The organism is Serratia sp. JSRIV004, from assembly GCF_019968705.1.
Lineage (GTDB): Bacteria > Pseudomonadota > Gammaproteobacteria > Enterobacterales > Enterobacteriaceae > Chania > Chania fonticola_B.
The window spans coordinates 3,528,076-3,552,477 of the sequence record NZ_CP074140.1 but is presented as its reverse complement, the minus strand read 5'-3'; the positions used below and the strand labels follow the sequence as shown (position 1 = coordinate 3,552,477).

36 protein-coding genes, 2 tRNA genes and 1 pseudogene are annotated in these 24,402 nt (G+C 48.9%); 32 read left to right on the top strand and 7 right to left on the bottom strand.

The window, feature by feature from the left end; all coding sequences use genetic code 11:
• Positions 1–81: 81 nt before the first annotated feature.
• From KGP21_RS17010 to KGP21_RS16980, 7 genes are all read right to left on the bottom strand, one after another.
• Positions 82–645 carry a siphovirus Gp157 family protein gene (locus KGP21_RS17010; protein ID WP_223535828.1) on the bottom strand — a complete coding sequence of 188 codons (564 nt, stop codon included), beginning with the start codon at positions 643–645 and terminating at the stop codon, positions 82–84.
• Positions 642–3,029 carry an exodeoxyribonuclease VIII gene (locus tag KGP21_RS17005; RefSeq protein ID WP_223535825.1) on the bottom strand — a complete coding sequence of 796 codons (2,388 nt, stop codon included), beginning with the start codon at positions 3,027–3,029 and terminating at the stop codon, positions 642–644. Before KGP21_RS17005 ends, KGP21_RS17010 begins: the two co-directional genes overlap by 4 nt.
• Positions 3,022–3,285 (bottom strand): hypothetical protein, encoded by a 264-nt coding sequence (locus KGP21_RS17000; RefSeq protein WP_223535822.1) that lies wholly within the window; start codon positions 3,283–3,285, stop codon positions 3,022–3,024. Before KGP21_RS17000 ends, KGP21_RS17005 begins: the two co-directional genes overlap by 8 nt.
• A gap of 80 nt (positions 3,286–3,365) precedes the next feature.
• Positions 3,366–3,698, bottom strand: a complete 333-nt coding sequence (locus KGP21_RS16995; protein ID WP_223535819.1) for a hypothetical protein — start codon at positions 3,696–3,698, stop codon at positions 3,366–3,368.
• Between the two features lie 417 nt (positions 3,699–4,115).
• Positions 4,116–4,265, bottom strand: coding sequence for a hypothetical protein (locus KGP21_RS16990; protein WP_223535816.1), 150 nt, complete (start codon positions 4,263–4,265; stop codon positions 4,116–4,118).
• 155 nt (positions 4,266–4,420) lie between these two features.
• Positions 4,421–5,080 (bottom strand): hypothetical protein, encoded by a 660-nt coding sequence (locus tag KGP21_RS16985; RefSeq protein WP_223535813.1) that lies wholly within the window; start codon positions 5,078–5,080, stop codon positions 4,421–4,423.
• 250 nt (positions 5,081–5,330) lie between these two features.
• Positions 5,331–5,783, bottom strand: coding sequence for a helix-turn-helix domain-containing protein (locus KGP21_RS16980; protein ID WP_305801187.1), 453 nt, complete (start codon positions 5,781–5,783; stop codon positions 5,331–5,333).
• Positions 5,784–5,865: 82 nt separating this feature from the next.
• On the opposite strand from KGP21_RS16980, the gene KGP21_RS16975 reads away from it, so the two are divergent.
• The 32 genes and pseudogenes from KGP21_RS16975 to KGP21_RS16820 all read left to right on the top strand — a co-directional run bounded on the left by KGP21_RS16975 (position 5,866) and on the right by KGP21_RS16820 (position 24,369).
• Positions 5,866–6,102, top strand: a complete 237-nt coding sequence (locus KGP21_RS16975; RefSeq protein WP_223497891.1) for a Cro/CI family transcriptional regulator — start codon at positions 5,866–5,868, stop codon at positions 6,100–6,102.
• Positions 6,080–6,568 carry a toxin YdaT family protein gene (locus tag KGP21_RS16970; protein ID WP_223535811.1) on the top strand — a complete coding sequence of 163 codons (489 nt, stop codon included), beginning with the start codon at positions 6,080–6,082 and terminating at the stop codon, positions 6,566–6,568. The genes KGP21_RS16975 and KGP21_RS16970 overlap by 23 nt, the downstream gene beginning before the upstream one ends.
• The gene (locus KGP21_RS16965) at positions 6,561–7,625 is read left to right on the top strand and encodes a DNA-binding protein (RefSeq protein ID WP_223535810.1); all 1,065 of its coding nucleotides are present in this window, start codon (positions 6,561–6,563) and stop codon (positions 7,623–7,625) included. The genes KGP21_RS16970 and KGP21_RS16965 overlap by 8 nt, the downstream gene beginning before the upstream one ends.
• Positions 7,615–8,070 carry a replication protein P gene (locus tag KGP21_RS16960; protein ID WP_223535809.1) on the top strand — a complete coding sequence of 152 codons (456 nt, stop codon included), beginning with the start codon at positions 7,615–7,617 and terminating at the stop codon, positions 8,068–8,070. Before KGP21_RS16965 ends, KGP21_RS16960 begins: the two co-directional genes overlap by 11 nt.
• Before the next feature lie 4 nt (positions 8,071–8,074).
• Complete coding sequence (locus KGP21_RS16955) at positions 8,075–8,506, top strand: hypothetical protein (RefSeq protein ID WP_223535808.1); 432 nt, start codon at positions 8,075–8,077, stop codon at positions 8,504–8,506.
• Positions 8,506–9,231, top strand: a complete 726-nt coding sequence (locus KGP21_RS16950) for a DUF1627 domain-containing protein (RefSeq protein ID WP_223535807.1) — start codon at positions 8,506–8,508, stop codon at positions 9,229–9,231. The genes KGP21_RS16955 and KGP21_RS16950 overlap by 1 nt, the downstream gene beginning before the upstream one ends.
• 9 nt (positions 9,232–9,240) lie before the next feature.
• Positions 9,241–9,792 carry a hypothetical protein gene (locus KGP21_RS16945; protein ID WP_223535806.1) on the top strand — a complete coding sequence of 184 codons (552 nt, stop codon included), beginning with the start codon at positions 9,241–9,243 and terminating at the stop codon, positions 9,790–9,792.
• Positions 9,793–9,844: 52 nt separating this feature from the next.
• Entirely contained in the window at positions 9,845–10,075 is a 231-nt protein-coding gene (locus tag KGP21_RS16940; RefSeq protein ID WP_179252718.1) for a hypothetical protein, read from the top strand.
• Positions 10,072–10,698 carry an HNH endonuclease gene (locus KGP21_RS16935; protein ID WP_223535805.1) on the top strand — a complete coding sequence of 209 codons (627 nt, stop codon included), beginning with the start codon at positions 10,072–10,074 and terminating at the stop codon, positions 10,696–10,698. Before KGP21_RS16940 ends, KGP21_RS16935 begins: the two co-directional genes overlap by 4 nt.
• Positions 10,695–11,084, top strand: coding sequence for a hypothetical protein (locus tag KGP21_RS16930; RefSeq protein WP_223535803.1), 390 nt, complete (start codon positions 10,695–10,697; stop codon positions 11,082–11,084). The genes KGP21_RS16935 and KGP21_RS16930 overlap by 4 nt, the downstream gene beginning before the upstream one ends.
• A gap of 35 nt (positions 11,085–11,119) precedes the next feature.
• The gene (locus KGP21_RS16925) at positions 11,120–11,398 is read left to right on the top strand and encodes a hypothetical protein (RefSeq protein WP_223535800.1); all 279 of its coding nucleotides are present in this window, start codon (positions 11,120–11,122) and stop codon (positions 11,396–11,398) included.
• A 305-nt stretch (positions 11,399–11,703) separates the two neighbouring features.
• Entirely contained in the window at positions 11,704–11,883 is a 180-nt protein-coding gene (locus tag KGP21_RS16920; protein WP_223497880.1) for a Hok/Gef family protein, read from the top strand.
• A gap of 338 nt (positions 11,884–12,221) precedes the next feature.
• Positions 12,222–12,419, top strand: a complete 198-nt coding sequence (locus KGP21_RS16915) for a hypothetical protein (RefSeq protein WP_223499660.1) — start codon at positions 12,222–12,224, stop codon at positions 12,417–12,419.
• 57 nt (positions 12,420–12,476) lie between these two features.
• A complete protein-coding gene (locus KGP21_RS16910; protein WP_223535798.1) occupies positions 12,477–13,079 on the top strand; it encodes a DUF1367 family protein in 603 nt (200 codons plus the stop codon).
• Complete coding sequence (locus KGP21_RS16905; RefSeq protein WP_223535796.1) at positions 13,076–13,729, top strand: phage N-6-adenine-methyltransferase; 654 nt, start codon at positions 13,076–13,078, stop codon at positions 13,727–13,729. The genes KGP21_RS16910 and KGP21_RS16905 overlap by 4 nt, the downstream gene beginning before the upstream one ends.
• The gene (locus KGP21_RS16900) at positions 13,726–14,118 is read left to right on the top strand and encodes a hypothetical protein (protein WP_223535794.1); all 393 of its coding nucleotides are present in this window, start codon (positions 13,726–13,728) and stop codon (positions 14,116–14,118) included. Before KGP21_RS16905 ends, KGP21_RS16900 begins: the two co-directional genes overlap by 4 nt.
• Positions 14,103–14,399: a DUF1364 domain-containing protein gene (locus KGP21_RS16895; protein ID WP_223535793.1), complete on the top strand. Its 297-nt coding sequence runs from the start codon at positions 14,103–14,105 to the stop codon at positions 14,397–14,399. The genes KGP21_RS16900 and KGP21_RS16895 overlap by 16 nt, the downstream gene beginning before the upstream one ends.
• Positions 14,396–14,956 (top strand): DUF1133 family protein, encoded by a 561-nt coding sequence (locus KGP21_RS16890; protein WP_223535791.1) that lies wholly within the window; start codon positions 14,396–14,398, stop codon positions 14,954–14,956. The genes KGP21_RS16895 and KGP21_RS16890 overlap by 4 nt, the downstream gene beginning before the upstream one ends.
• A 113-nt stretch (positions 14,957–15,069) precedes the next feature.
• Complete coding sequence (locus KGP21_RS16885; protein ID WP_223535788.1) at positions 15,070–15,348, top strand: hypothetical protein; 279 nt, start codon at positions 15,070–15,072, stop codon at positions 15,346–15,348.
• Positions 15,349–15,403: 55 nt separating this feature from the next.
• Positions 15,404–15,480 (top strand) — tRNA-Ile (locus tag KGP21_RS16880).
• A 2-nt stretch (positions 15,481–15,482) separates the two neighbouring features.
• Positions 15,483–15,557 (top strand) — tRNA-Gly (locus tag KGP21_RS16875).
• A 439-nt stretch (positions 15,558–15,996) separates the two neighbouring features.
• Entirely contained in the window at positions 15,997–16,350 is a 354-nt protein-coding gene (locus KGP21_RS16870; RefSeq protein WP_223535785.1) for a phage holin family protein, read from the top strand.
• Positions 16,340–16,705 carry a D-Ala-D-Ala carboxypeptidase family metallohydrolase gene (locus tag KGP21_RS16865; RefSeq protein ID WP_223535782.1) on the top strand — a complete coding sequence of 122 codons (366 nt, stop codon included), beginning with the start codon at positions 16,340–16,342 and terminating at the stop codon, positions 16,703–16,705. Before KGP21_RS16870 ends, KGP21_RS16865 begins: the two co-directional genes overlap by 11 nt.
• Positions 16,705–17,025 carry a DUF2570 family protein gene (locus KGP21_RS16860; RefSeq protein ID WP_223535779.1) on the top strand — a complete coding sequence of 107 codons (321 nt, stop codon included), beginning with the start codon at positions 16,705–16,707 and terminating at the stop codon, positions 17,023–17,025. The genes KGP21_RS16865 and KGP21_RS16860 overlap by 1 nt, the downstream gene beginning before the upstream one ends.
• Positions 16,934–17,224 (top strand): hypothetical protein, encoded by a 291-nt coding sequence (locus tag KGP21_RS16855; RefSeq protein WP_223538558.1) that lies wholly within the window; start codon positions 16,934–16,936, stop codon positions 17,222–17,224. Before KGP21_RS16860 ends, KGP21_RS16855 begins: the two co-directional genes overlap by 92 nt.
• A gap of 351 nt (positions 17,225–17,575) precedes the next feature.
• Complete coding sequence (locus KGP21_RS16850; protein ID WP_223535776.1) at positions 17,576–18,379, top strand: ParB/Srx family N-terminal domain-containing protein; 804 nt, start codon at positions 17,576–17,578, stop codon at positions 18,377–18,379.
• Positions 18,372–19,302 (top strand): annotated as a pseudogene (locus KGP21_RS16845) (hypothetical protein). The gene KGP21_RS16850 and the pseudogene KGP21_RS16845 overlap by 8 nt, the downstream one beginning before the upstream one ends.
• Entirely contained in the window at positions 19,238–19,495 is a 258-nt protein-coding gene (locus KGP21_RS16840) for a hypothetical protein (RefSeq protein WP_223535773.1), read from the top strand. Before KGP21_RS16845 ends, KGP21_RS16840 begins: the two are co-directional and overlap by 65 nt.
• A 5-nt stretch (positions 19,496–19,500) precedes the next feature.
• Positions 19,501–20,589, top strand: a complete 1,089-nt coding sequence (locus tag KGP21_RS16835) for a terminase small subunit (protein WP_223535770.1) — start codon at positions 19,501–19,503, stop codon at positions 20,587–20,589.
• A complete protein-coding gene (locus tag KGP21_RS16830; protein WP_223538534.1) occupies positions 20,567–21,874 on the top strand; it encodes a terminase large subunit domain-containing protein in 1,308 nt (435 codons plus the stop codon). Before KGP21_RS16835 ends, KGP21_RS16830 begins: the two co-directional genes overlap by 23 nt.
• 3 nt (positions 21,875–21,877) lie before the next feature.
• Positions 21,878–23,254, top strand: a complete 1,377-nt coding sequence (locus KGP21_RS16825; RefSeq protein ID WP_223535767.1) for a DUF4055 domain-containing protein — start codon at positions 21,878–21,880, stop codon at positions 23,252–23,254.
• A 2-nt stretch (positions 23,255–23,256) separates the two neighbouring features.
• The gene (locus tag KGP21_RS16820; RefSeq protein ID WP_223535765.1) at positions 23,257–24,369 is read left to right on the top strand and encodes a phage head morphogenesis protein; all 1,113 of its coding nucleotides are present in this window, start codon (positions 23,257–23,259) and stop codon (positions 24,367–24,369) included.
• Positions 24,370–24,402 lie beyond the last annotated feature (33 nt).

Below are 24,402 nucleotides of genomic sequence, written 5' to 3'. Positions count from 1 at the left end.
TCTTCGGGGGAACAAAAGGCTGTCGCTGTCGTCATTCATATTTACCGTCTCAGTAAGCGGCCATTGCTGGCCGCATCTGGCTTAACTCACCAGCAAAGTGACAGGGCCGGTTTCGAGGTGAGCACCAGGAATAGCGTTGAGCAATTCCGGGGCAGGTACTTCGCCAGCAGCCCTAATCGCTTCTACTCTCGTAGCCAAATCCTGTAATGCTTTTTTGAGCACATCATTTTTTGTGGTTGTTATTACTTCGGTATGTGACTCGACAAACTCATCAGGTAATAAATCCACGTTGTCGATATTCAGGCTTACGCTGCCTTTACGAGCCGTAAATGTGTTAAACGTAGTTTTAAAGGTTTTACGTTCGCTTACTTGCAAGCATTCCAGCAGGTATTTTTTGAGTGCGAAGGATTGGCGATCCCAATGTTTTTTACGTTCAGCTAGACGGGCAGCTTCCTTCTTGCAAGCCTCGGCCTTTGCATCGAAATCACGTATAACCTTCATCGTGGCATCAAACTTATCCTCCATCATCCCTTCAATGCCTTCGAGGGTATCAGCGATCATTTCCGGGGTGAGATCCCCACCATCTGCTGCAAGGGATTCCAGCTTACTAATCTCTAGGGCCAGGTCGATTGTGCGGTTGCTCATGAGGCGTTCTCCTGTAATTTAGTTAGGCATTCGGCTTTAACCTCTTCGAGACGATGTAAGCGGCCCTCAAGGTATTTGGTATATTCAGCGTCACCTTTTTCGCGAGCAGCTTTGAGATGAATCGCCATGACACGAGTGAGCGATGAGGCTATGCCGGAGATTTCATTCGTTGTTACTGCTGACCGCATGCTGTTGGTATTGGCTTTGAATTTCTCGTCCAGCTCTTTACGAGTCTGTGCGACGTCCTCGGCTTTATCGCTGGCGTTAATGAGGTCAAATCTTGCTGCGTTTTCTTCTTTATATTCGACATCATCGAACAGCCCGGTATAAACGTCAGCACTAAACCCGAGTTTTGATAATGCCTTAGTGGTTGCATCAGTCAGGCTTTTCTTGGCGAATTCATCATCACAAGTCGCGCCTGATTTGGTTTGATAAATATATTTCGTGTGGCCATATGCAGGAATGTTGCCCTGTATACCATTGTGGATATACCAGAGGTTAATTCTAATAGTATGGTTCACGCTTGATATAATACTACCATCTGCATTCCGAATTGGTGATTTACCCAGGAATTTACCACCGGCATCATATACCGGCTCCATAAACGGGATGCCTGGATCGAATCGTTCTTCTTCAATATTCACACCCCAGCCAATCCCGAACGGTCCAAATAATTCAGTTGCCCTCTGTTCTTGGTAGGTAGGGTTTATACTGGTAGTAACCCGTAATATCTCTAAATCACCGTTGCTATCTCTTTTACTACCATATGTGATTTTAGTTTTAGTCCTGGCAGGATCAGTTTTATGAACCCGTTTCCATATGCTCAGGTTGGTAGCCGCATCGCCAGTTTTTTCGTTAAGCTCTTTTGTTAATGCTTCTGATCGTGAGGTTAGTTCGACCTGTTTTGCTTTGCTTTCATCGTTTTCAGTCTTTGGCGCAGGTAGTTCGGTTTGCTGTTCATCACCAGTTAACTCTTCGAGTGAATAGACACCTCCACCGTGATTGCTTGTGTCGTGTTGCTGCACAGGCGGGTTCATTTTCAGTGACTGGTATTCATCTTTTGTGATTTCTTCGCAGCCCTGAGCGATCACTGCTTCCAGTTTTGCCAGCTTATTGGCGCGGCCAACTTGCCCATCGGCTGTGCGGTAATAAAACGGACCGGAGCGTTCTATCGGTGCTCCAACTTCCAGATTTTCCGCCGCAGCATTCTCACCTGGTTGTTGTGTTCCCACTGTGCCGCTTTCTGCCGGGTTAACTGCCAGTGCGTCAGCATGGCTCGTCGAGTCCTGTTCGGTTTCATCATCAATACCTTCACTTGTGAGGCCGCAAGCAACAGCAATCATGTGCGGGTCCGGGTTGACGTGATCTGTTTCGGTCAGCATTTTATTAAGGTACTCGGTCAATTTCCCAGGAGTGGCCTCGATGTTGTCTGGCGCGGTTTTAACCGAGTAGATAATGATGGCGCGTGAATAGTTCAGAACGTCCGGCATATTGCGGTATGCGCTGTACAGAGCAGGGAATGGACGCTCTTTCAGCTTGATGATGTCACGCGCGCGGTTAATGAATGAGCTGCGCAGATTGTAAATATCGAAGTCCATCGCGCGGGCAACCATACCAAGAGCAACGTCTAGCGCTAAGGAGTCGAAATCGTGTTCAAACCCTTCACCCCGGTCTGTTAGATTGCCGCCTCCAGCTGTTGCACCAGATGGCACACGCAGCTTTTCCTCAACAGCACTCTGTGGTGCTGAATCGACAAGTGATAGCGATGTGGACGTTTCTTTTCGTTCTTTATTGTGCAGGCTTAACCAGGTTGCGAGAACCGCTTTGATCTCAGGCCATTTCTTGGTTGGTGGGCATTTATCACGGATATGATCGATAGCCTCAAGAATGTGCTCCGGATACATTTCAAGAACCGCTGACGTTTTTGTTATTGCGTCGTATATGTGGCTGTCAAAAGAGCCCGAATCATCTTGCTGTAACTCAATAGCTCCAGGAATCTGGTCATTGGTGATATCAGTGGTGCGGTATTTAACCAGCACTGCAATGCGAAGTAGCTTGGCGAGTTTATTGAACTCAACCAGTTTGGCCTGTGTTTTAGGTTCTGGATAACCAAGTTCGTCATTCCAGTCATGTTCGTAAAGAAATTCATCGTCCCAGATTTCAAAATCGGGGCTGGGAATACCGTCAGCATAAGCGTAAATGTTTAAGGTGAATTCGGTATCATCCGCTTCGGGGAACTGCTCCATAAAATACAACGTGGCTTTTGCACGAGCCTGCTTATCATGTGCAGCTAAAAAAGAATAAGCAACTTTTCTAGCGCCATTTTCTTCAATTGCCTTATCGCTGGGGTACCAGCAAGCTATATAGGTTTGATTGTCAGACATGGTTCTCTCCATTTTTAACGGATTCATACGCTTTCATTAATTTACTCATTACTGGTTCGGGTAAAACATGGTCAAGGCTCTGCTGGTCACAGTTTTTTAATTGAGCAATGATGTAATCTACCAACTCTTCAGTTGTGAGATAGCCTTTATCTATTAACCTGAAAATCATTTTTTGCATTGTACTATGAGCAATGCTCAATGTGACTTCATCACCGTTTGTTAGTGATAACTTTTTAAATGCGAGTGTAATATCCAAATTTTCCTCCTCATTTATCAGGTTGAATACTCGATGAGTACGCATGCTGATAAATGCCCCGCGCTAACGGGGCACAGAAATCAATTTACTGAGCGTGAGTTATTCATTGCTGCATTCATCAGTGCAGCCATAACCGCGCCTTCAAACAGTTGGCCTCGCTTGCCTTCGGCCTTTGCTAGCTCTACGTTTTCGATCGGTAATCCGGTGTGTGTAGAGAAGAGGACTTTCGCCGCACAGCTAACACAGTCGACCTCAGGGCATTCACCAGCAGCAGTAAATGGAGTGATAACATCGGCGTTAATTGCGATATACCCAATCGTGTTACCAGCAATGCTGATTTGGCGGATTTCACGGTCAGCCATTTTGATAACAACATCAGATTTAAACTCTACTGCAAAATTTAATGAACCCATGATTAACTCCAGAATGAATTTAGATTGTGATAATCCCTACCGGGTTATCGGTATTTTAAAAATGTATCTAATTACAACTATAAATCGCGGTCGGTATTAAATCCGCAAACATCAATTTGAATCATAAAAGGTATAACTAACCCCATAGCAACTACTGAAAAAACAACGAAAGTAAAAAAAGATATTAACAACAGGGTTTCTATGTCCATACTTATCCACGCAATCAGTGAATTAATGGTTGCCCTCTTGAGTCGAGGCATATTTCAACCAGATAATCAGAAATCCGCTTCGATTCTGTCAGATTGAATAAATATAACTTACCGCGAGTATTTGCCGATGCTCGCCATGTTTTTCCTTGATGCCTAACTAACATGCCCGGCATGACACATTGGCGGATAACTTCTTGCGTTCCGTACATTAGTTTTCTCCGCCAATTGATTGATAAATACGCTCAGCTTCAGCTTCTCCATCTTCTGAGCGCTCTTCATTGAACGCGATAAAGTCAAACCAGCTTTGGCCGATGAAATCGCGAATTGTGGCTAAATCAAACTCATCAACTTCAACCATAGTTATCTCCTTTGTTGGTGCATCACGACGGGGAGAGCACTGGAACCGCTGCAACGCTTTATCGTTGCCTTTTCCCTGGTATTGGACGGCCTGTTTGCGTTTCCGCTTGCGGCTCCAATGCTCTATCCGTTGTGCGCCCCGTAAGGCGCTGTGGGTTATCGGCAAAACGCGGCGACTGAGTAGCACCCATGCTTCATGTCATTGGTTGACAGCGTTCCGCCATAACTTTTGGCGCAATCAATATCGATATGTGAAACGGGGCGGCCAACATAAAATCGGCCATAGGACTCTGCACATTTGGTAGCGCCTGAAACGACCTTGCCTAAAACAGTCTTTTTCGCCTTATTCAGACGATGGTTAATTACCAGCGCCTCAGTGTGCGCCATGCTAATCGCTGCATACCGATCTGCTGTTGTCAGGGTAGTGAATGCTTCTTGGGGCAACCAACATGCGCGGTTATAGCAACAATTGAAAGAATCGTTAATTTCAAGCGCTTCAGTGTGAGCCTCATCGGCATCCAGAACGCGAGATAGTGCGGCATTAAATTCGCGGGTCTGCTGTTCAACGTTACGCGGTGCGTAAGGATTAGGCTCACAGTAATCATCCAGTTGCGCAGCACAACGCTCCAGGTCGGCAATGAGCTGTGCTTTGCGGGTGTAACCAGAGGTCGGAAAATCAAACACACCTGTAAAGCCAGCCTGTTTAACACACTCATTCCAGTTGGTGATGATCGCTGTAATGGTACGTTTTGTCGTATTGGCTGCTTCACTACGTGCAGTGTTGGCTAGGGCAATCGCATTTTGCTTAGTAGTCATTTGGGTTTTCCTTTTTGTGCCCTTCTCGCCAGGCTGGCGGAACTTGTTAACTGAGAAATCACTGTGTGGTTTCGATGGGGTAAAGTTAAGTTAACTTGACATTAAAATCAACACTAAAATCAATAAAACTTGTCATGAGGGGCGTGTAAATGCATATGCTATTGATAAATAGGGATTAAAAAACCCGCAAAAGCGGGTCGAGGGGACGGGGTAGCATATGGAGGCGGCGGATTTTTAAGATACTTGGAGGTTATTCTTCTATTTTTTTGTTTCCAACTGCCTTATCACTTAGTTTTTTATTGTTCTTTTGCCTCTTTCTGGCTTCCAACAGCTCATCAAAAAGGCGGTTAAAGTTTTCAACACGCGCACGTAGCTCACTTAATTGAGCATCTTGCTCTGATTCAGGCAAAGCCCTGAACAGATATATGAGTTCTTTCTCGGCTTCGTCAAGGCTAAGGGCCAAGGGGCGTTTTTCAGGAGGCTGTGGGTTTTTATCTTCATCCCCGAACAATATCCATGTCGGAGAGCATTGCAGTGCATCGGCTAAGGAATGAAGGTTCTTCCCCGTGGGGGCGGTTTTATCACCTTCCCACAAAGATATTGTTGCATACGAAACCCCGGAAGCTTTACCCAGCTCCCGCTGATTGTATCCCAGCACCTTACGCCGCTGGAGAATTCGACTGCCGATCGTGTCCATGTTCATAACAGCCAATATTAAGTTATCTTGACTTAATGTTTCTTGATGTTTATTGTTGACAATATTACTTAACAAAGAGGGGTTAGTAGTGTTCAAAGATGATGCAATCCATTTTTTTGATAATAACCAAGCCGCTCTGGCACGGATAGCTGGTGTAAGTCCCCAGGCAGTATCCCAGTGGGGCGAATTAGTCCCAGAAGGTAGAGCCTCGCGGTTAGCCGCTGCTTCCGGCGGTGTACTGGTTTACGACTCAGCAGTTTATGACGCATATCGTAAAGCAAAGCGGTTAGGGGAACTGAACCATGAAAATCAGTCCTCCGATTGATGCTATAGCTGCCGAACTGGAGTCCTGGGCGCTTGCGGATGGCTGGAAAACTGTTGGGTTGGCTATCGCGGATCAATATCACATTGCAGGTGGTGGGGAAATTTTGCCACCCACGGATACCGGAAAGGGGCTGGTTAACGCCACTCAACGGGTAAAGCGGATATTTCGCGGTTACTACGGGCCCAGATATGCGCCTCAGGCTGCAATGTTAAAAGCGGCTGCGCTGGCTGCTTTGCCTACTGAACGACGCGCCCGTATTGAATCACCAAGCGATCCTGTGTTGTTGGCAGCAGTGGCGGCGAGAGAAGGGATAGAGGCGATCAACGCCGTAAATCTGGGGGCAGCACCAGCTACAGCGTTGAAAGAAATCAACGAAGCGATATCCGCGTTCACTGCGATCAAATCAGCTATTGAGCTGATTGGTTACGCCGAATCGCGGGAAGTATATCGGGGAAGTTATGCGTGACTACGCAACAGTATCACCTCAATTTTGGCTTGGTAAAACGGGTCGTGAATTGAGGAAGGCCGGAGCGGAGGCGCAGGTTGTTGCCTTCTACCTGATGAGTTCACCTCACGCCAATATGCTTGGGCTTTATTACTTACCTGTTTTGTACATGGCTCATGAGACCGGTCTGGGCTTGGAAGGGGCTTTGAAGGGGCTTAAAAGAGCCATTGAAGCGGGGTTTTGTAGCTATGACGAGGCTACAGAGATGGTATGGGTGCATGAAATGGCAGCCTATCAGGTCGGTAAAGAGCTTAAGCCTGGCGACAACAAATGCGCAGGGGTGCGTAACGGGTATGCGTCACTTCCAGAAAATCCTTTTTTATCATTATTTTATGAAAGATATAAGAAAGATTTTCACCTCAATTTAAAGCGTGAAATGGATAGGGGGTTTGAAGGGGCTTCGGAGGGGCTTGCAAGTCAGGATCAGGATCAGGATCAGGAACAAGATCAAAATACATCGTCTCATGGCGAAAAAAACGCCAAGAGACCACACGATAATTTTCCACCCTCGGAACAGGGATCGGCAAAAGTCGAAGGGAAGAAAACTCGACATGAATATACGCCTGAGTTCGAGGCGGCGTGGATGGATTATCCCCGACGACCTGGAAGCCCTGACAAACACAGTGCATTCAAATCTTGGAATGCTCGGTTACGAGATGGAGTAACACCTGAAGCTATGCAGGAAGGCGTTAGGCGCTATGCCGCGTTCGTTGAGGCAACGGGTAAATCCGGCACGGAATTTATTAAGCAGGCAAAAACATTTTTTGGTCCGTCCAAGCACTTCGAGGACGAATGGGCAATAACATCAGGAGAGAATCATGCGGAATTCCGACCTAATCAGAATGACCAACGCTCGTACTACGAGCAGTTCACCGAATGGGAACAGCGGCAGCCAGGAGCCGCCAGTCTGGGCGCTATGGGGGCTGATGTTCAAGGTGTTCGGCCAACGCTGGAATGCGAAGAATGGCAGTCGACCCTCGGAACTTTGGGAGGCTCAGATCAATTCGATGACGAGTGAGCAAATCACCCGCGTATGTTCTGCCCTTGCAGACAAATGGCGGGCTGGTAGCCACTGGCCTCCAGACCTAGCCGAGTTTGTAGCGATAGCTGCCGAATGCAGCGGTGGCCGGTTTGGTCTGACGGTTGAGGATGTCATGGCTGAGAACAAGCGCTGGCGTAACGAGTTTTACCGCTACAGCTGCGCAGAGACATTCCCCTGGCATCACCCTGTGCTGTACCACATCTGTATTGCGCTAAAGCGGATCGGCATTGAACGAAAACTCACGGAGGGAGAATTGCGTGCTCAGGCTGCAAAGCTGTTAGCCCACTGGGAAAAACGTGTTGAGGGTGGTTTACCCATCCCGCCGATCCGTCGGCAATTGGCAGCACCGAAAGCACCACTTGGACCAACGCCGGCAGAACTGGCTTACGAGCAGTACAAGCGGAAGAAAAATCTGGGGTAATACCATGGCCAACCATGTAAAAATCGGAGACAACCGAATGACCAATAAAACAAGTCAAAAAACCAGAATTACAACCCGGCAATTCGTCGATCTGATCCTGGGTAAGGAACTGAGCACCAGCGAAATTTACGAGTTGGCACACCAGGCTTATCCAGATGGTGACCTCACTCGCATGTCAATCCTCACTCGACTGAGGAATATGGTTCGATCTCCCCACGCTGAAATTGTTGTCAAAAGCCAGGGGAGCAAGGCGCGATACACACTGATCAGCGCCAGCGAAAAATTTTTGGCGCGAGGGGAGATCAATTATCGCGCTTACTCCCAAACCACCCCGGCCAATGAAACACGGTGGCATTTTAATCCGATTGAATTGCGGTTCTGCCATGTGCACAAAATGTTCGATCGGGCGCTGGCCGCTGTGCGGGGGAATATTTGATGGAAACGATCATCGATGCATTGAAAGCGATGGGTAAAGCCTCATCCATGGAAATCGCCGCGCGGTTGGATATGGATCGCCAAGAAGTTATCAATCAGCTCTGGGAACTCAAAGAAGCCGAGGTGGTAAAGAAAGATGGCCATTATTGGGAGTTGGCGACCGGAAATGCCTTAGGACATGTGGGCGAAGCCGAAACTAAGCCAGTGAGCATCAAAGCTGAGGATCTGATCAATATCATCGCAGAAAAGGGGCCAATGACGGCCGAGGAGCTGGCTGTAGCGGCTGGTGTTACAGCCCGTCGCGTGGCGTCCTCGTTGGCAATGGCTACCAGCCGTGGGAAAGTGCTACGTCAGCCTGTCGGTGGCAAATTCCGTTACATGGTGGCAAGCGCTGAAGCGATACCCGTTAAGGCTGATTCGGAAAAAATTGCAGCACCGTCACCCGCGCCAGAAAGCGTTATGTTTGACGCTGTGGGCGAGGTGCAGCAAGTGGGTTCGGATGAAAATAAAATTGAATCTACCCCAGTAGGCGCTCGCGGAATCGGCATTGAAAGTCATTGTGAGAAGCCTGAGCGCGAAAATCTGGATGTTCCCACAATCGCTCACCTGCGCCAGCGCATTAAACAACAAAAAGCCAGTGCCCGGCGTGATGAGCAATTACTCAAACATCTGATCCGGGTTCATCGCTTGCTGGAGGTTTCCAATGGCTCCCATCATGAAGAATGAGATCAAAAAATGGATGTTACGAAATCCCTGGAAAATGATATGCATCGCCAGCGGCATGTTTTGGATATTGCTGATCGCAATAGTAGCGGTGCTATGGACGAAATAATCCTGAAAAACGCCATTAGAGGAGCAGGCAGCATGATCGAACATCAACAACAACCAACCTTCAACACATGCATGTCAGCTTGCATTGCGATGGTCGCGTCTAGGCCGGTGGATGAAGTTGTCGACCTTTGGCATGAAAAATTCCAGTCAAAGGGAAAGTGGCTCGACGATGCGTTAGATCACTACGGTATTCCATACTTTTATGGACATCCGAAACAAGGAACTCTGCGCAATGGATTTATTTATTTTCTATCTGTTGCATCCTTGAATATTGTCGGTGGTTTACATCAGGTTATTGCTGTTTTGGTTGAAGGTGAAGAGCCAGTTTTCCTCGACCCAGTTATGGGCCGCCCAGGAAGCAAATACTACGTGTTTGGTGAGCCAAAGACTAACAACGAGGTGGCAATCATTTCTTGGACTGTAGACCTTGCTGTGCCTTTAGCCAAGAATAAGTAAACCTTAATTAATATTCACACGCCTATGAGCTACGTGGGAAGGTAGATAAACAATGAAAAATACAATTCAAGATTTGATGAACCATCAATTCGCCATGTTGGAAACTGTTACGGATCCGAATATCAAAGGTGAGGTTTTACAGGAAGAGCTGGCTAGGGCAAAAGCGGTAGTGGAGATCTGCGGCACGATGGTGAACACCTACCGGATAGCGCTTGATGCGCAGAAAGCTGTTTATGACGGTTACGCAGGCAATGTTCCTAAAGTAATGGGGATTGAGAAATGAGCAAACCATATCCGAAAGAGCAAGTATTATTTCTCGAAGCACATTGTCACGGCATGACATGTAGAGAAATAACAGAGATTTTTAATCATAGGTTTGGTACAAACAAAAGTTTTGGTTCGATTAGGGAGATTCTGCGCAGTCGCGGAATGGATAAACATATAATAAAAGAACCTACCTATACGGATGAACAGTTAACATTTCTATTTGTGAACAAAGATAATACTTACCCAGTTCTTACAGAGATGTTTAATAATCGTTTCAAAACCAATAAGACTGTGGACGCTGTTAGATGTTTCATGCGAGGGAAAGGGTGGGGGAAATATCGACTTTCTGGTCGAGGGGATTACCAAAAAGTTTATATCAAAGGTAAGCCTATACGGTTGGATATCTATGTTTGGGAGTGTGTGAACGGACCACTCAAACCGGGTTATACAGTAATTCATTTGGATAACGACAAGAACAACAACCAGATCGCCAACCTGATGGCTGCTCCGTCACATACAAAAGCGATGTTCGTTTTATCTGGTGGTGGTGATGCTCCCAAGGCTCTTGCTCCGGCGCTATATGCCAAGGTCATGTTACAGGGGGCTATCCGGAAAATTGAGAAGGGATCCAGACAATGAGCAACAACGATGCACTTAGCCAGCCTATCGCATACACAGACCGCGAAGAACTGGAGTCTATGCAAGGCCCTGATGGTGATACCTATGCCGCTCTGTGGTCCATTCCCCACGGCTGTGGGCAAGATATCGCACTCTACTCACAAGGGTACGTAAACGCACTCATTCAACGCGCAGAGGCAGCAGAGCAGCGACTACAGCAGCCTATCAAGTTGCCGCTCGCGGAAGGGGAAGCTAAACAAGCGTACCTCGATAAAGTGATTGAGGTTCTCAATGGTGCAGGAGTTCAAATTCGATACAACTGCCCGCGTTGCAATAGTCTGCTGGATTTAACGTGTCGACCAGATGGCGATCACTACTGCCATCATCAGGCCAGGCTCGGGGAGTGATATGGCTAAATACAAAGTTGTGATTGAGGATTGCCATGCAAAAGCTATTTGACGAATACGATATCGAGATTAAGCCCGAACACACCGTCACTGCTATCACCATGTACGGCGTCACTGAGGATGTTTGGGGCCACATCGAACAGGATGACAATGACCCTGCATTTTTCAGCGTATACCGGATAGAAAACGGTTTGCAGGTCTGCGTGGGGGATTTCTCAGAGCGCGAAGATGCACGGGATTGTGCTCAGCGACTCTGCGAGAAATATTGCGTTGGTATGCTGCATGGTGAAGATGTGAGAGGTGCCAAATGTTAATCGGCTTTGTGCTTTTGGTTGTTTCCTGCACTTCTGATTACTGTAACTCAGCGCCGGTATCTGAGCGCATTTATCAAACTGAGCAAGAGTGCGAGGTGATGCTGGGTAGACTCAAGGAGCGCAGGCCGCAGGCTGTGTTGAGCTGCGATCCGGTATGGAGAAATAATTGATTGTGCTATAGTGCTGCCGGGTGCTTGAGACTTTCTGTCTTAGGCATACACGAGGCAGAAAGAGAAAAGCCCCAAGTGACTTTAACATCAACTTGAGGCCCTCTATGCGTCAACAACATAAAGGTAGCCTCTTACATGCCGAAAGGCAAGGAGAAGAAGGCTATGGAGCCACGAAAACTAGCGCTTATGGCGCTGATCGTTGTCAGCATTACCCTGCTAGGGGTATTACTGCTCAACAAAAACAATCTCTGCGAGGTTAGCTTCCGAAGCGGCGGAACGGAGATTGTGGCTCACATGGCTTACGAAACCAAGTAAGAGCTACGGCGGGGAGCGATCCCCGCCACTCTTTGTTGTTGGGCAAAGGCTCTCAAGCACCCATTCATCTCTCTAATTCAGCATTACCCCTCGCAGGAATCACCTCATTATTTGTATTTCCATTTCCATAAAGTGTAAAAAAAACTATATAAATTTAGCGTTTTGCTTAAAAAAAACACAATCGATACTGGAGAATTATACTGTATTTATGTACAGTATTTTTGTGCATCATTAATGCAAATTAACTCTCTGTTGTTTGAGATTAGCTGTGCATTAGTTTTACTAACGGGACGCGGGAAGGAAAGAAATGGATCCCCTCGAAGATGCTGGAGAAAGTGATGATCATACCCGACCACTTAATTCGTGGCCTAAGTAACAGCACAAGGCCAATTGTGCTTTACAGGAACGAATACGGCGATTTTGTTTATGGATTTGTCTTGCGTCCTGATGAGTTTGTAACCAGTTTGGCGCAAATGACTGAAGCGCGAAAAATGGCAGGATTACCGACTGTTGATGATGTCGATAATCCGCTATAATCTATAGACAGGCCTGAACAGCCTACTGAGAAACCACTGTGTCACCGGAGAGAACCGATGGCACAGATTATTCCTTTTGCAAAAGTTAGCCCTACACTCCTGACCACGGTGACACCCGAGGGCAGCGATTTTTTGCAGCGTATTAGACTCGGTGAGTGGATTAACGCCGAGGTTAAACGTGTTCGTAACTACAAGTTTCATAAGAAATTCTTCAAGCTATTACAGCTCGGTTTTGAATACTGGAATCCAACTGGTGGTGCGATCCTTCCGGAGGAACGCCATCTAGTTAACGGGTTTGTGGATTATCTCTGCCGGCAGGTTGGACAGCAGCATAGCGTTGCACTTGCAGATGCTGCGGATCAGTACCTAGAAGAAGCTGCATACACACGCTCTGGTGACTTAGCCCTCCTGAAATCGTTCGATGCATACCGCGAGTGGGTTACCATCCAGGCGGGCTATTACACTGAGCACCTCTATCCTGACGGCAGTCGCAATCGCCGCGCAAAATCGATCTCGTTTGCCAATATGGACGACATCGAATTCCACCAACTCTATAAGTCCGCGATGAATGTGCTCTGGAATTTCATTCTATTCAGGTCGTTCAAATCTCAGGAAGAAGTCGAAAATGTTGCGGCTCAGCTTTTGGAGTATGCAGCGTGAACCAAAACCCTTATTGCCAGGCATTGGCCGAACTGCGAAGCCGTCGTTCTCACAAATTGAAAGAGGTTGGCGACCAATGGTGTACCCCGGACCCACTCTGGTGGGGTATTAACGCAAAATTCGGGCCGTTTACTCTGGATCTCTTTGCCGACGACCATAACGCGAAATGTGAAAATTACTATATCGCTGAAGATAACGCACTGGCGCAGGATTGGTCTGCACGCCTGGCAACTTTAGGCGGCGCTGCTTTCGCGAACCCCCCATACAGCCGCGCCCGGGAATTCGACGGTCACTATATAACTGGAATGGTCCCCATTATGCAGCACACCGCAGCGATGCGAGAACTGGGTGGGCGTTACGTGTTTTTCATCAAGTCTGCAACGAGTGAAAGCTGGTGGCCGGAGAACGCCGATCATATTGCCTTCGTCCGTGGTCGCATCAGCTTTGACCTGCCGGATTGGTATACCCCTGCTGAAGGCGAGCCATCTGAGTCTTCTGCCGGTTTTGGTATGGCGATCGCGGTATTCGACAAATCGTGGACAGGCCCTGCGATCAGCTACATCAGCCGTGAAGAGTTGGAAGCGGTAGGGCAAATGCTCCTTACGCAGATCCGGCGAGCAGCAATAAAATTGGTAGGGGTAGCGCCATGAAAAAAGAAGTCTGCATGTTCTGTGGTGCACCGGCAACCCTGCTATGCGATGGTCACCTTGGCTATCCCCCTAAAGTTGAAAATGGACTGGAGTTTATCGATCCCTTGCATCCGTATACGTGTGATGCGCCGATATGCAGCGGTTGTGCCGCACCGCATGGAAAAATGCATATCTGCCGTCGCAGGCATGGATGCATAACGGAAACGATAGATTATTGCCCTATCTGCATCACAGTTTTACCCCCATATCCGCAGCATAACCGCCGTCTTATTTTTTCACCAGCGCAAGCGAAAACCGTACGTAGTGCCCATTGGACGAGTTTTTCAAACGAGTATCAAAAACGCTTGCGAGTAGAGCACGGAGGGGGACAACAATGTCTCGATCTGTGAATCTTAAAAAGGAGGCCAAAGGACGCGACTGCCAGATCCGCATTCCTGGCGTCTGTAATTTCAATCCTTATACCACCGTGCTTGCGCATTACCGCATGGCCGGAACCTGCGGCACTGGCATAAAACCCGATGATGCCCAAGGCGCGTGGTCCTGTAGCAGTTGCCACGATGCGATCGATGGCCGCATTAAAACCGAATTTGACCGTGAAACCCTGCGTCTGTACCACGCTGAGGGCGTATTTCGCACGCAAGCAATTCTGAGAAAGGAAGGAAGATTATGATTTATCCCGAGTACAAAGGCCGGGGCGACGGCAAAGAGCTGCACTTGCGTGCGCTGGAACGTGTGTTTATCCAGGGTAAGCTGAAAATGTGGGGCCGGTGGTCGGGCATGGCCAAGTTCGGCAGCGCCGGGAACATGTTCAACATGCTGTTGGCCAGCAATGCGGTGACAAAAACCGCAATAGCCAAGGTGCTGCGGGAGCTCAAGCTGGCCGGGATGGAAGAAGGGGAGATGCACGCGTATCTGCTCGACCTACTGGAGGAGAAGCAGAAAAGCAGCCTGGCATTCTGCACCGACCAGGAGGCGGCCACGATAGACGGTGTTATCGGCAAGACGCTGCTGGCGCACCCAGGGCTGATGCACGTCATACACGAACGCTATACCGGCAAGGGGAAAAGCAAGAAGGCCATGGCCGCCGACCTTCACGATATACGCTCAGACTGGTGCATGCGGACGTGTGAGACGCGGATCGACGTCTGGCTAAAAACGGCAGAGTTCATGATGTACCTGCCGATGAGCGATGCATTTAATTTCGATGCAGACCGATATAAGCGTTGACTTTGCGCGGAAATCGATTAAATATGTATATGCTTCGCGAAGTTATATCCGCAGCGACAAATCCAAAAGAAACCCGCCAATAGTGCGGGTTTTTGCGTTTCTGGAGACAACCAATGTCACAGCATATTATCGAACAACTCACATTTAGACCCGCCAGCGAAAAGCCAACCGAGGATCTTGATGAGAGGGAGGTAATCGTTATTAACCCCTGCGACGGTTGGCACATCGGCGAAATCCGAGTTGATCGCGATGGTGATGATTGTTACATCGGCATTTACGATTGGCCAGGGGCCGAAATGACTCCGCACAGTTTCTATGTCGCCTGGGCATTACTGCCAAACAGCTTGGAGTTGAGCGAGAAATTCGAAGCAGAGAAATATCGTGAATTGTAAAGAGATATCAATGGGTATTGTGCGGTTATCCTCACTGCATTAGTATTCGCGCTTCGGCCCTTTAGCTCAGTTGGTTAGAGCAGTCGGCTCATAACTGATTGGTCGCTGGTTCAAGTCCAGCAAGGGCCACCAAAGCGGTCATCGTATAATGGCTATTACCTCAGCCTTCCAAGCTGATGACGCGGGTTCGATCCCCGCTGACCGCTCCAGAACAATCGAATGAGCACTTGCTGGCTTGTAAAAGGAATGATGTCGGGTCATCTTAGCGGTGAGTGTTCAACCGCTTATTCTGGCGCAACAGAGGGGCGCATTTATTTTTTGACACGCACAGTCGATCCCTTTGTCGGGTTTGTGAATGTGCCCCTCGATGTGAAGTGACGGCAGGGAAAGACCTGCACCCATTCAAGCCCTAGCCTAACCGCTGGGGCTTCTTGCTTTTTGAGATAAAAAAAAGCCCTGCACGGGTAGGAGAGGCAGGGCAGGGCGTTCAAAAAGCATGTAATTATTCTACATCGGCATGCTACCGATATTATAAGCGTAGCTGATTGATTGTAATTAACTAGCTAAAAGTAAAAAAGAAATATCCTAAAACCATACAGGCTGCGCTCATGCGTGGCCTTTTTTATTCCTTACGCCGGAGCACTGGTAATGGACAATAACAACCTGCCGCCCGGCTTTGTCGAGGCGTTTCTTATGTGGATCAAATTTAACGCCCCTGCGGTATACGGCTCTTTTGCCGCATTCGGCATGGCGACGCTATTAACGCTGCGTGATGGTAAATCGTGGCTTGACGCGCTGTATGCGGGCCTTATCTGTTTGTTAATAACGCTAGGCGTTATCAATTCCCTCGAGCTGTTTGGCATGAGTCAGGACAACGCACTGATCGTCGGTGTGGTCATTGGTGGCATGGGGGTAGAGAGATGCATCTCTATCCTCCGCATATTTGCCAGCATGAAGACCAATACACCGCTGGATGAAAAGGACAGGAAAAATGACCAGTAACTCTAAATTATCAGAGCATTTCAGCAGTAACGAATTTGCATGCCGTTGCGGCTGCGGTGCTAACCAGGTATCGGCGGAACTGATCAAGGTTCTGGAAGACGCCCGCACACACTTTGCTGTGCCCATCACCATCGTCAGTGGTCGTCGTTGCCCGGCACATAATGCAAAAGTTGGCGGGGCAAAGTCCAGCCAGCATCTGCTGGGTACCGCCGCCGACATTCAGGTAAAAGGCGTTCAGCCAGCCGCAGTGGCCGCGTATTTTGAAGGCAGGTATCAGGGCCGCTACGGTGTGGGGCGCTATGCCACGTTTACCCATATTGACGTTCGCACCGGCCCGTCACGTTGGAAGCAATGATGGATAAGTTCGGAACGATAGGTGTGTTGCTGTTGGCTATCTTTCTGGGCTGGTATGCATCCTCACTATCAGACGATTTGGAAGCAGCGGAAAAGGACAATAAAGCGCTGATAGGCATGGTGGAAGGTCGCGATGAAACGATCAGTGCGCTAAAAGGTGCCGCTGACGCTGACCAGCGCGCTACTGAGCAACAGTTGCTGATCGAACAGCAGAAGAGGGCAAAAGCCGATGCTGAAAACAGAACGTTACGCGAAGCGCTGGAGCATAGCGACTGTAGCAATCAGCGCTTGCCTGATCCTGCTATCGACATCCTGCGCTGAAAAGCCTAAACCCGCACCGTCCCCGCAGTTTATCTACGTGTATCCGCCAGCGGTGTATACGCAGCTGTGCGAGAAAACCCCGTTCACCGGTACCACGTTTGGCGATGCCGTCATTGCACTGCAGGTGGCGCAGAGCGAGCTGGACTTGTGCGCCTCTCGGATTGAGGGGCTAATTAACTGGCAACGTGATAACTCGTAAAAGTAGCATTACAGGTGGCCTTTGCGAGGGCCATCGAAAATGCGCAAGCAAAATCACCGGCGGATCCTGCCTGGTCACCCTGACCGTTATCAGCGGGTGGTTTTTATTTTGTTCTGAATTTTTGCGTTGGCCACAAAGAAAATCAGCATAAACGATCTGTATTCGCAGATGGCGGTTAGCGGTTTTCCCGAGCTTGTATTCCAAATGTCAGCAGGAAATTCTATAGGAAGGTGGGCGGCCACCGGTAGTTGGAGCTACCGGCAACCATTCATACCCACAGACAGTCATGATGAGTACGAACCAAGGCCCACTTGCTTGTACAAGCGTGGTCATCATATTGGATCAGCCCACATGACCAAAGGAAAAGATCGTTCAGCGCTGACGATTGTTTACCGATCGCTCAGTTCGTTGATTGTTTACGCAAGAAATGCCCGGACGCACACTGATGAACAGGTGCGAAAAATAGCAGACAGCATTGAGGAGTTTGGTTGGACAAACCCAGTGCTGATCGATGAGAAAGGAGAAATAATCGCTGGTCACGGTCGCGTAATGGCAGCCGAAGTGCTGGTTTTCGATGAGGTGCCGTGCATAGTTTTAGTGGGATTGAGCGAGCAACAGAAAAAAGCCTACCGCATCGCTGATAACAAATTGCCGCTTAGTGCTGGTTGGGACGAGGGTATGCTTCGCCTGGAGCTGGCTGATCTGCTGGATGCTGATTTCGCCGTATCGTTAACTGGTTTTGACGAGGCGGAACTGGAGGCATTGTTTGCAGATGAGCTGCCACAGGTAACGGATGAAGATCCGTATACAGCAAAAATCGACACGCCGGTATATCAGCCCTCTGAAGTTACGCCGGCCATTTCCGAGCTGTACGATGAGACAAAAGCGCGAAGCCTGCTGAAGAATATCAAGGCAGCGAACCTTCCCAAAGAGGTCGCCGCATTTTTGATGAGCGCTGCAGAACGCCACACTGTTTTCAACTTCAACAAAATTGCTGATTATTACGCCAATGCACCGGCGGAGATCCAGGCACTGTTTGAAGAATCCGCCTTGGTGATCATCGATTACGGGCAGGCCATCGAGAACGGTTTCGTCCACATGACCAAAAACATGGTTGATATCGTGTACGGTGATGAGGAGAACGGCGATGCGTGATGATTTCTGCGCTTTCATCCTAACTCATGGGCGACCCGATAAAATTTACACTTACCGGCACCTGAGAAAATCAGGATATACCGGAAAGATTTATATCGTTATCGATGATGAAGATAAAACCCGCCAGCAGTATATCGAGCAATTCGGCAACAATGTGCTGATTTTCTCAAAACCGGATATTGCCAGTCGGTTCGATGAGGCTGACAATTTTGGTGATCGCCGCTCTATCTTCTACGCCCGCAACGCTTGCTTTGACCTCGCCAAAAAGGTGGGGTGCAAATATTTCATTCAACTGGACGATGATTACACCGCTTTTCAATTTCGCGTAGGTAAAAACTTGGAGGCAGGTTATACGCTCATTCAGGATCTTGACGCCATCCTGTGCGAAATGTTGGCTTACTACGAGTCGATCCCCGCAGCGTCGATAGCTATGGCCCAAGGCGGCGACTTCCTTGGTAGTGGTGGCGATAAAAACGCGGCCTGGCTCAAACGCAAAGCGATGAACAGTTTCATCTGCTCTACGGATCGGCCATTTGCCTTTATGGGGCGAGTGAACGAAGACGTGAATACGTATACGAACCTTGGCCGCCGCGGCGAACTGTTCATGACGGTTGGTGCGGTCCAACTGTTGCAGAAGCAGACGCAAACCAACTCAGGCGGCATGACAGAGCTATACCTGGATTCAGGAACGTACTTAAAAAGTTTTTACTCTGTGATGTTCTCACCGTCATGCGTGAAAATTTCACTGATGGGTGCCACTCACAAGCGCATTCACCACAAGGTTTCTTGGAATAATGCCGCAGTAAAAATCCTGCACGAACGATACAGGAAACCCACCAATAAAGTCGGGGTGCCCCTATGATCCTTTACGACAAAGTAGAGGCACTGGCAGCCAGGCGACTGACGGAGCAGCAAATTGCTGATGTGATGGATATTGACTTGGTGGAATTAAAAAAGGACCGCAAGTTGATAGCGAGGTTTCGTGAAGCAATCCGCAAGGGCAGCTCCAAAGGAGCCGCAGACCTTCACAACGCCATTTACCGGAAAGCACGTAATGGAGACAGCAGCGCAATAGCAATACTGCGCAATGTTCAGGGCAGCAGTAAAGACGAGTAATCCGTATGAGCAAACCACCGGGCTGGGGGGCGCTGCAAAAACAGTACCTGGCTGATTATGCCCGGTCCGGTATATCACCGGCAGCATGGTGTAAAGCCAAAGGGCTGAACTATGCGACTGCTCGCCGCTATATCAAGTATCCCTCTAAAGATGCGCAGTCTGATGCGCACAATACTGCGCAAAAGGAATTGCGCACTGCGCAGAAGAAAACTGCGCAATCTGGCAAAGGAAAGTCAGCCGAAAAAAAAACCACACCTTCGATTAAAAAACCGAGGATTGAGATAGAAAGCGATCCCTCAGAATTTATCTTCGATCCAAGTGATTATGGTATTAACGACCAACAGGCTCATTTCGTATCTGTGTTTCTTGCTACCGGTGATAAGTACATCGCTTATCGCAATGCAGGCTACAAGTGCGAAGGTGAGACAGGTAAGGCAGCAGCACGTCGTCTGTACCGGAATGTATCGGTTTACAGGGCTATCCGGGATGGTCTGGAGCGTCGCCAGAAACGTTACACCGCCGAACTTGATGAAATCGTTCACCAGTTGGTTGCCATCACAAAAGCTGATCCGAATGAACTATCACAATTTCGCCGAGTTAACTGTCGTTACTGCTGGGGTGAAAAACATCTCTATCAGTGGCGGGATATTGGGGAATTCGATCAGGCAGCGGAAAAAGCAGCAAAGGATAGTAAGCCAGAGCCTGAATACGGCGGAGTGGGTTTTATTGAGAACGACGATCCCAATCCTGATTGCCCTAAATGTGAAGGCGAAGGAAAAGGACATGTGCATATCGCCGACACAAGGGGCTTGATAGGCACCGATGTGCATTACCTCTACACCGGCATCAAACAGACGCTGACGGGTATTCAGGTACTAACGGAAGATAAAGCAGCGGCCAGGCGCGATTTATTAAAACTACTGGCGGTTACTGATAGAGATCGTCAACTACAGGAATTGCAGATAGAAAATCAACGCCTGGTTAACGCTAGGCTTGCCGCTGAAGTTGGTGATGGTGACGACGAACCGCTACCAGTGGTGATAAACATCAATGTAGTGGATGCGCGAGGTGATACTGATGAACCCGACGCTTAATATTCCTCAGGCTCGCTTTTTGACTATGCCGCATAAATTCAAGGCTTATGTGGCTGGTTTTGGCAGCGGCAAGACGTGGGCCGGTTGTGCTGCGATATGCAAACACTTCTGGGAGCACCCCAAAATTAACCAGGGGTATTTCGCCCCTACATATCCTCAGATCCGGGATATTTTTTACCCGACGATTGAGGAGGTGGCTTTTGACTGGGGTTTGAAATTACGCCTCAACGAGAGCAACAAAGAGGTGCATTTTTATTCGGGGCGCCAATATCGAGGCACTACCATATGCCGCTCTATGGAAAAGCCCTCAACGATTGTCGGTTTCAAGATTGGTAATGCGCTGGTGGATGAAATGGACGTCATGAAGTCTGAAAAGGCCACGGTGGCATGGCGGAAGATCATTGCGCGTATGCGTTACAATGTGGACGGGTTACTCAACGGGATTTCGGTAACCACCACGCCAGAGGGTTTCAAGTTTGTTTGGCAGCAATTCGTTAAAGAGGTGCGGGATAAGCCCGAGCTGGCTACGCTCTATGGCCTTATTCATGCCAGCACCTACGATAATGAAAAAAATCTGCCTGCTGACTATATCCCGTCGCTGCTTGCCTCATACCCAGGGCCATTAATCACAGCATACCTTCGTGGCCGGTTTACTAACCTGACGAGCGGCACGATTTACCATCAGTTTGATCGCAAGAAAAACGACTGTAGCGATGAGGAGCAGCCAGGTGAACCACTCTACATCGGGATGGATTTCAACGTTGGAAAGATGGTCGGTATCGTCCACGTTCTGCGTGATGGCCTGCCACGAGCCGTAACGGAAATCATCAACGCCTATGACACCCCCGACATAATTCGCATCATCAAAGAGCGCTTTTGGCTCTATGACGGCAACAGCTACCGCAAGGTGCGGGAAATTTATATTTATCCGGATGCTTCCGGTGATTCTCGTAAATCCAGCAACGCCAGCACGACCGATATTGCCCAGCTTAAGCAGGCCGGTTTCAACGTGGTGGTCAACGATGCCAATCCACCAGTTAAAGACCGGATCAACTCCGTAAACGCTATGTTTTGCAATTCCAAGGGCGAACGCCGCTATTTGGTTAACGTGAAACGCTGCCCGGTTTATACCGAATGCTTGGAGCAGCAAGTTTGGGATGAAAAAACAGGCGAACCGGATAAAAAGTCTGGTAAAGACCACGCCAACGATGGCGGCGGATATTACATCATCAAGCAGTTCCCAATTATCAAGCCGCAAGGCAAAGTTACCAAACTACGGATGTAAACCATGGCCGATATTTCAACCCCGCTCAAAGCCGTTACCGCAATGGAAGCTGATTGGGATTTGGTAGATGCCTTGATGGGCGGAACCAAAGCCATGAGGAACGCTGGCGAAACGTACATGCCTCGCTGGCCTAATGAGGAGGCAGAGGATCATAAATGCCGCCTGGCGGTGGCAACGTTGTTACCCGTGCTCAAGGAAACCATCATCAACCATGTAGGCCGGGTGTTCAGCGAACCTTCAGTGCTCAGTGATGAAACACCAGAGCCAATCAAAGCCTATGCTCACGATTTTGACATGGCCGGTAACCAGCTTGACGTTTGGGCTCAACAGTTTTTCGCTTTGGGGGAACGTTACGGATTGATCCACGCGCTGGTGGATTACCCGAAGACCCAAGGGGCAAAAACTGTGGCCGAGGAAAAAGCCAGCGGTGCGCGTCCTTACGCCGTAATTATTAGCCCGCGCCAGGTGATCGGTTGGAAGTCCGAGAAAAAAGGCGGCGCAGAGGTTCTTACAGAACTGCGCATTAAAGAGGTCATCACTGAAGAGGATGGCGAGTGGGGAGAAAAGGAAGTCACTCAGATCCGATTATTACGTCCCGGGTATTGCGGTATATACCGAAAAAAGGCAGATGAAAAAGGGGATAACGTTTGGTTTGTACATGAAGAATGGGAGACAACAGCAAAACGGATCCCGTTGATAACGTTTTACACCAACCGAACCGGATTTATGACCGCTGAGCCGCCAATGCTTGATTTGGCGCACCTCAACGTCAAGCACTGGCAGAGCCAAAGCGATCAGGACACTATCTTGCACGTTGCCCGAGTGCCGATCTTGTCAGTGTACGGGCTTGCAGAAGGTGAAGAGCTAACTGTGGGGGCTTCTTCTGCTATGAGGTTTGAAGATCGCGCTAAGCATGGTGTCGAATACACCGAGCATACTGGGGCGAGTATAAAAACAGGCCAGGATTCACTCGATGATCTTGTTGAACAGATGCGCATGGCCGGGGCAAAACTCCTGCGCAAAGAAAACACATCAACAAAATCGGTTGATCAGACCCAGCATGAAACCATGCAGGAAGATAGCCCACTGTTCACTATGTCATCTTCGTTAGAGGATGCTCTGGATAACATCCTGCAATATATGGCTGAATGGCTGGGCCTTCCCGATGGCGGCAATATCGATGTGCGTACTGAGTTGGAAACCGCAGGGAATACATTTAGCCCACAATCAGCCTTGGCAATTCAAGCACTGCGCCAGGGTGGAGATATTCGCCGGATTGACGCTGTCAGGGCTTATCAGCAGATTGGAATTATTGACCCTGATGTTAAGGCCGAAGTGGTCATCGATGAATTGATCAACGCACCTGATCTTGTGGAGTAATCATGGAGACGATCAATCAGCGATTGTTCGATGAAACGGTAGCTCACACGCTTTTTGTTTCTCGATACGCAACTGGCGTTTCTGCTCGGATGGTGAAATTACTCAACCAGGCCGACGCTGAATTGTCTTCTCGGCTAATCATGGCCCTTGATGACCTTCCGCCAGATAGCTTCACCATTCGCCGCCTGGAGGCGTTACTGGGTGGTGTGAAGGACATCAACCAGCAGATTTATCGAACCCTCTACGCTTCGCTTGCTGATGAACTCAACGATTTCAGCAGCCACGAGGCTGGTTTTCAACTGAGTTTGTTCGATTCATTGTTGCCTGATGTGGTAAAGCAGCGCTGGCCACTGATGGGGATAACGCCTCAACAGGTATACGCGGCCACCATGGCGCGCCCGTTCCAGGGGCGTTTATTAAGTGAGTGGGGGAGCAAGCTCGAATCTGACCGCATGCAGAAGATAACCAATGCAGTGAGCATGGGTTACCTGCAGGGGGAAACAGTCGACCAGATTTATCGGCGTGTTCGTGGTACCCGTTCCCGTAACTATCAGGATGGCGTGTTGCAGTTTGGGCGGGCCAATGCAACCAGTGTGATAAAAACGGCGGTTAATCATCTGGCCGCCGTGGCTCGTACTGAGTTCGCCACAGCCAATTCAGATGTTATTGACTGTAAGCAGTGGTGCAGCACTCTCGATAATCACACTACACCAACGTGCATCATTCGGGATCGCCTGCGCTATACGCTCGACAACAAGCCAATGGGACATAAGGTGCCGTACGGTGCAGGGCCAGGGCGGATCCATTTCTGCTGCCGTTCTACTGAAACCCTGGTGGTGAAGTCGTGGCAGGATTTGGGTATTGATGCTGATGACATGCCGGAGGGAACACGCGCCAGTATGGACGGCCAGGTGCCAGCAAGTACCGATTATCGTGATTGGATATTGCGGCAACCCTTTAAGCGGCAAGTTGAGGTATTTGGAGAGACTCGCGCCAGGTTGTTGCGAGATGGCGGTATGCACCCCGCAGATTTTTTCAGCGATAAGGGGGAAAGGCTGACCTTACAGCAGTTGCGAGAAATTGACGAACAGGCGTTCTTGGACGCCGGTTTATAACCAACCACCTTCGGGTGGTTTTTTTATACCTGC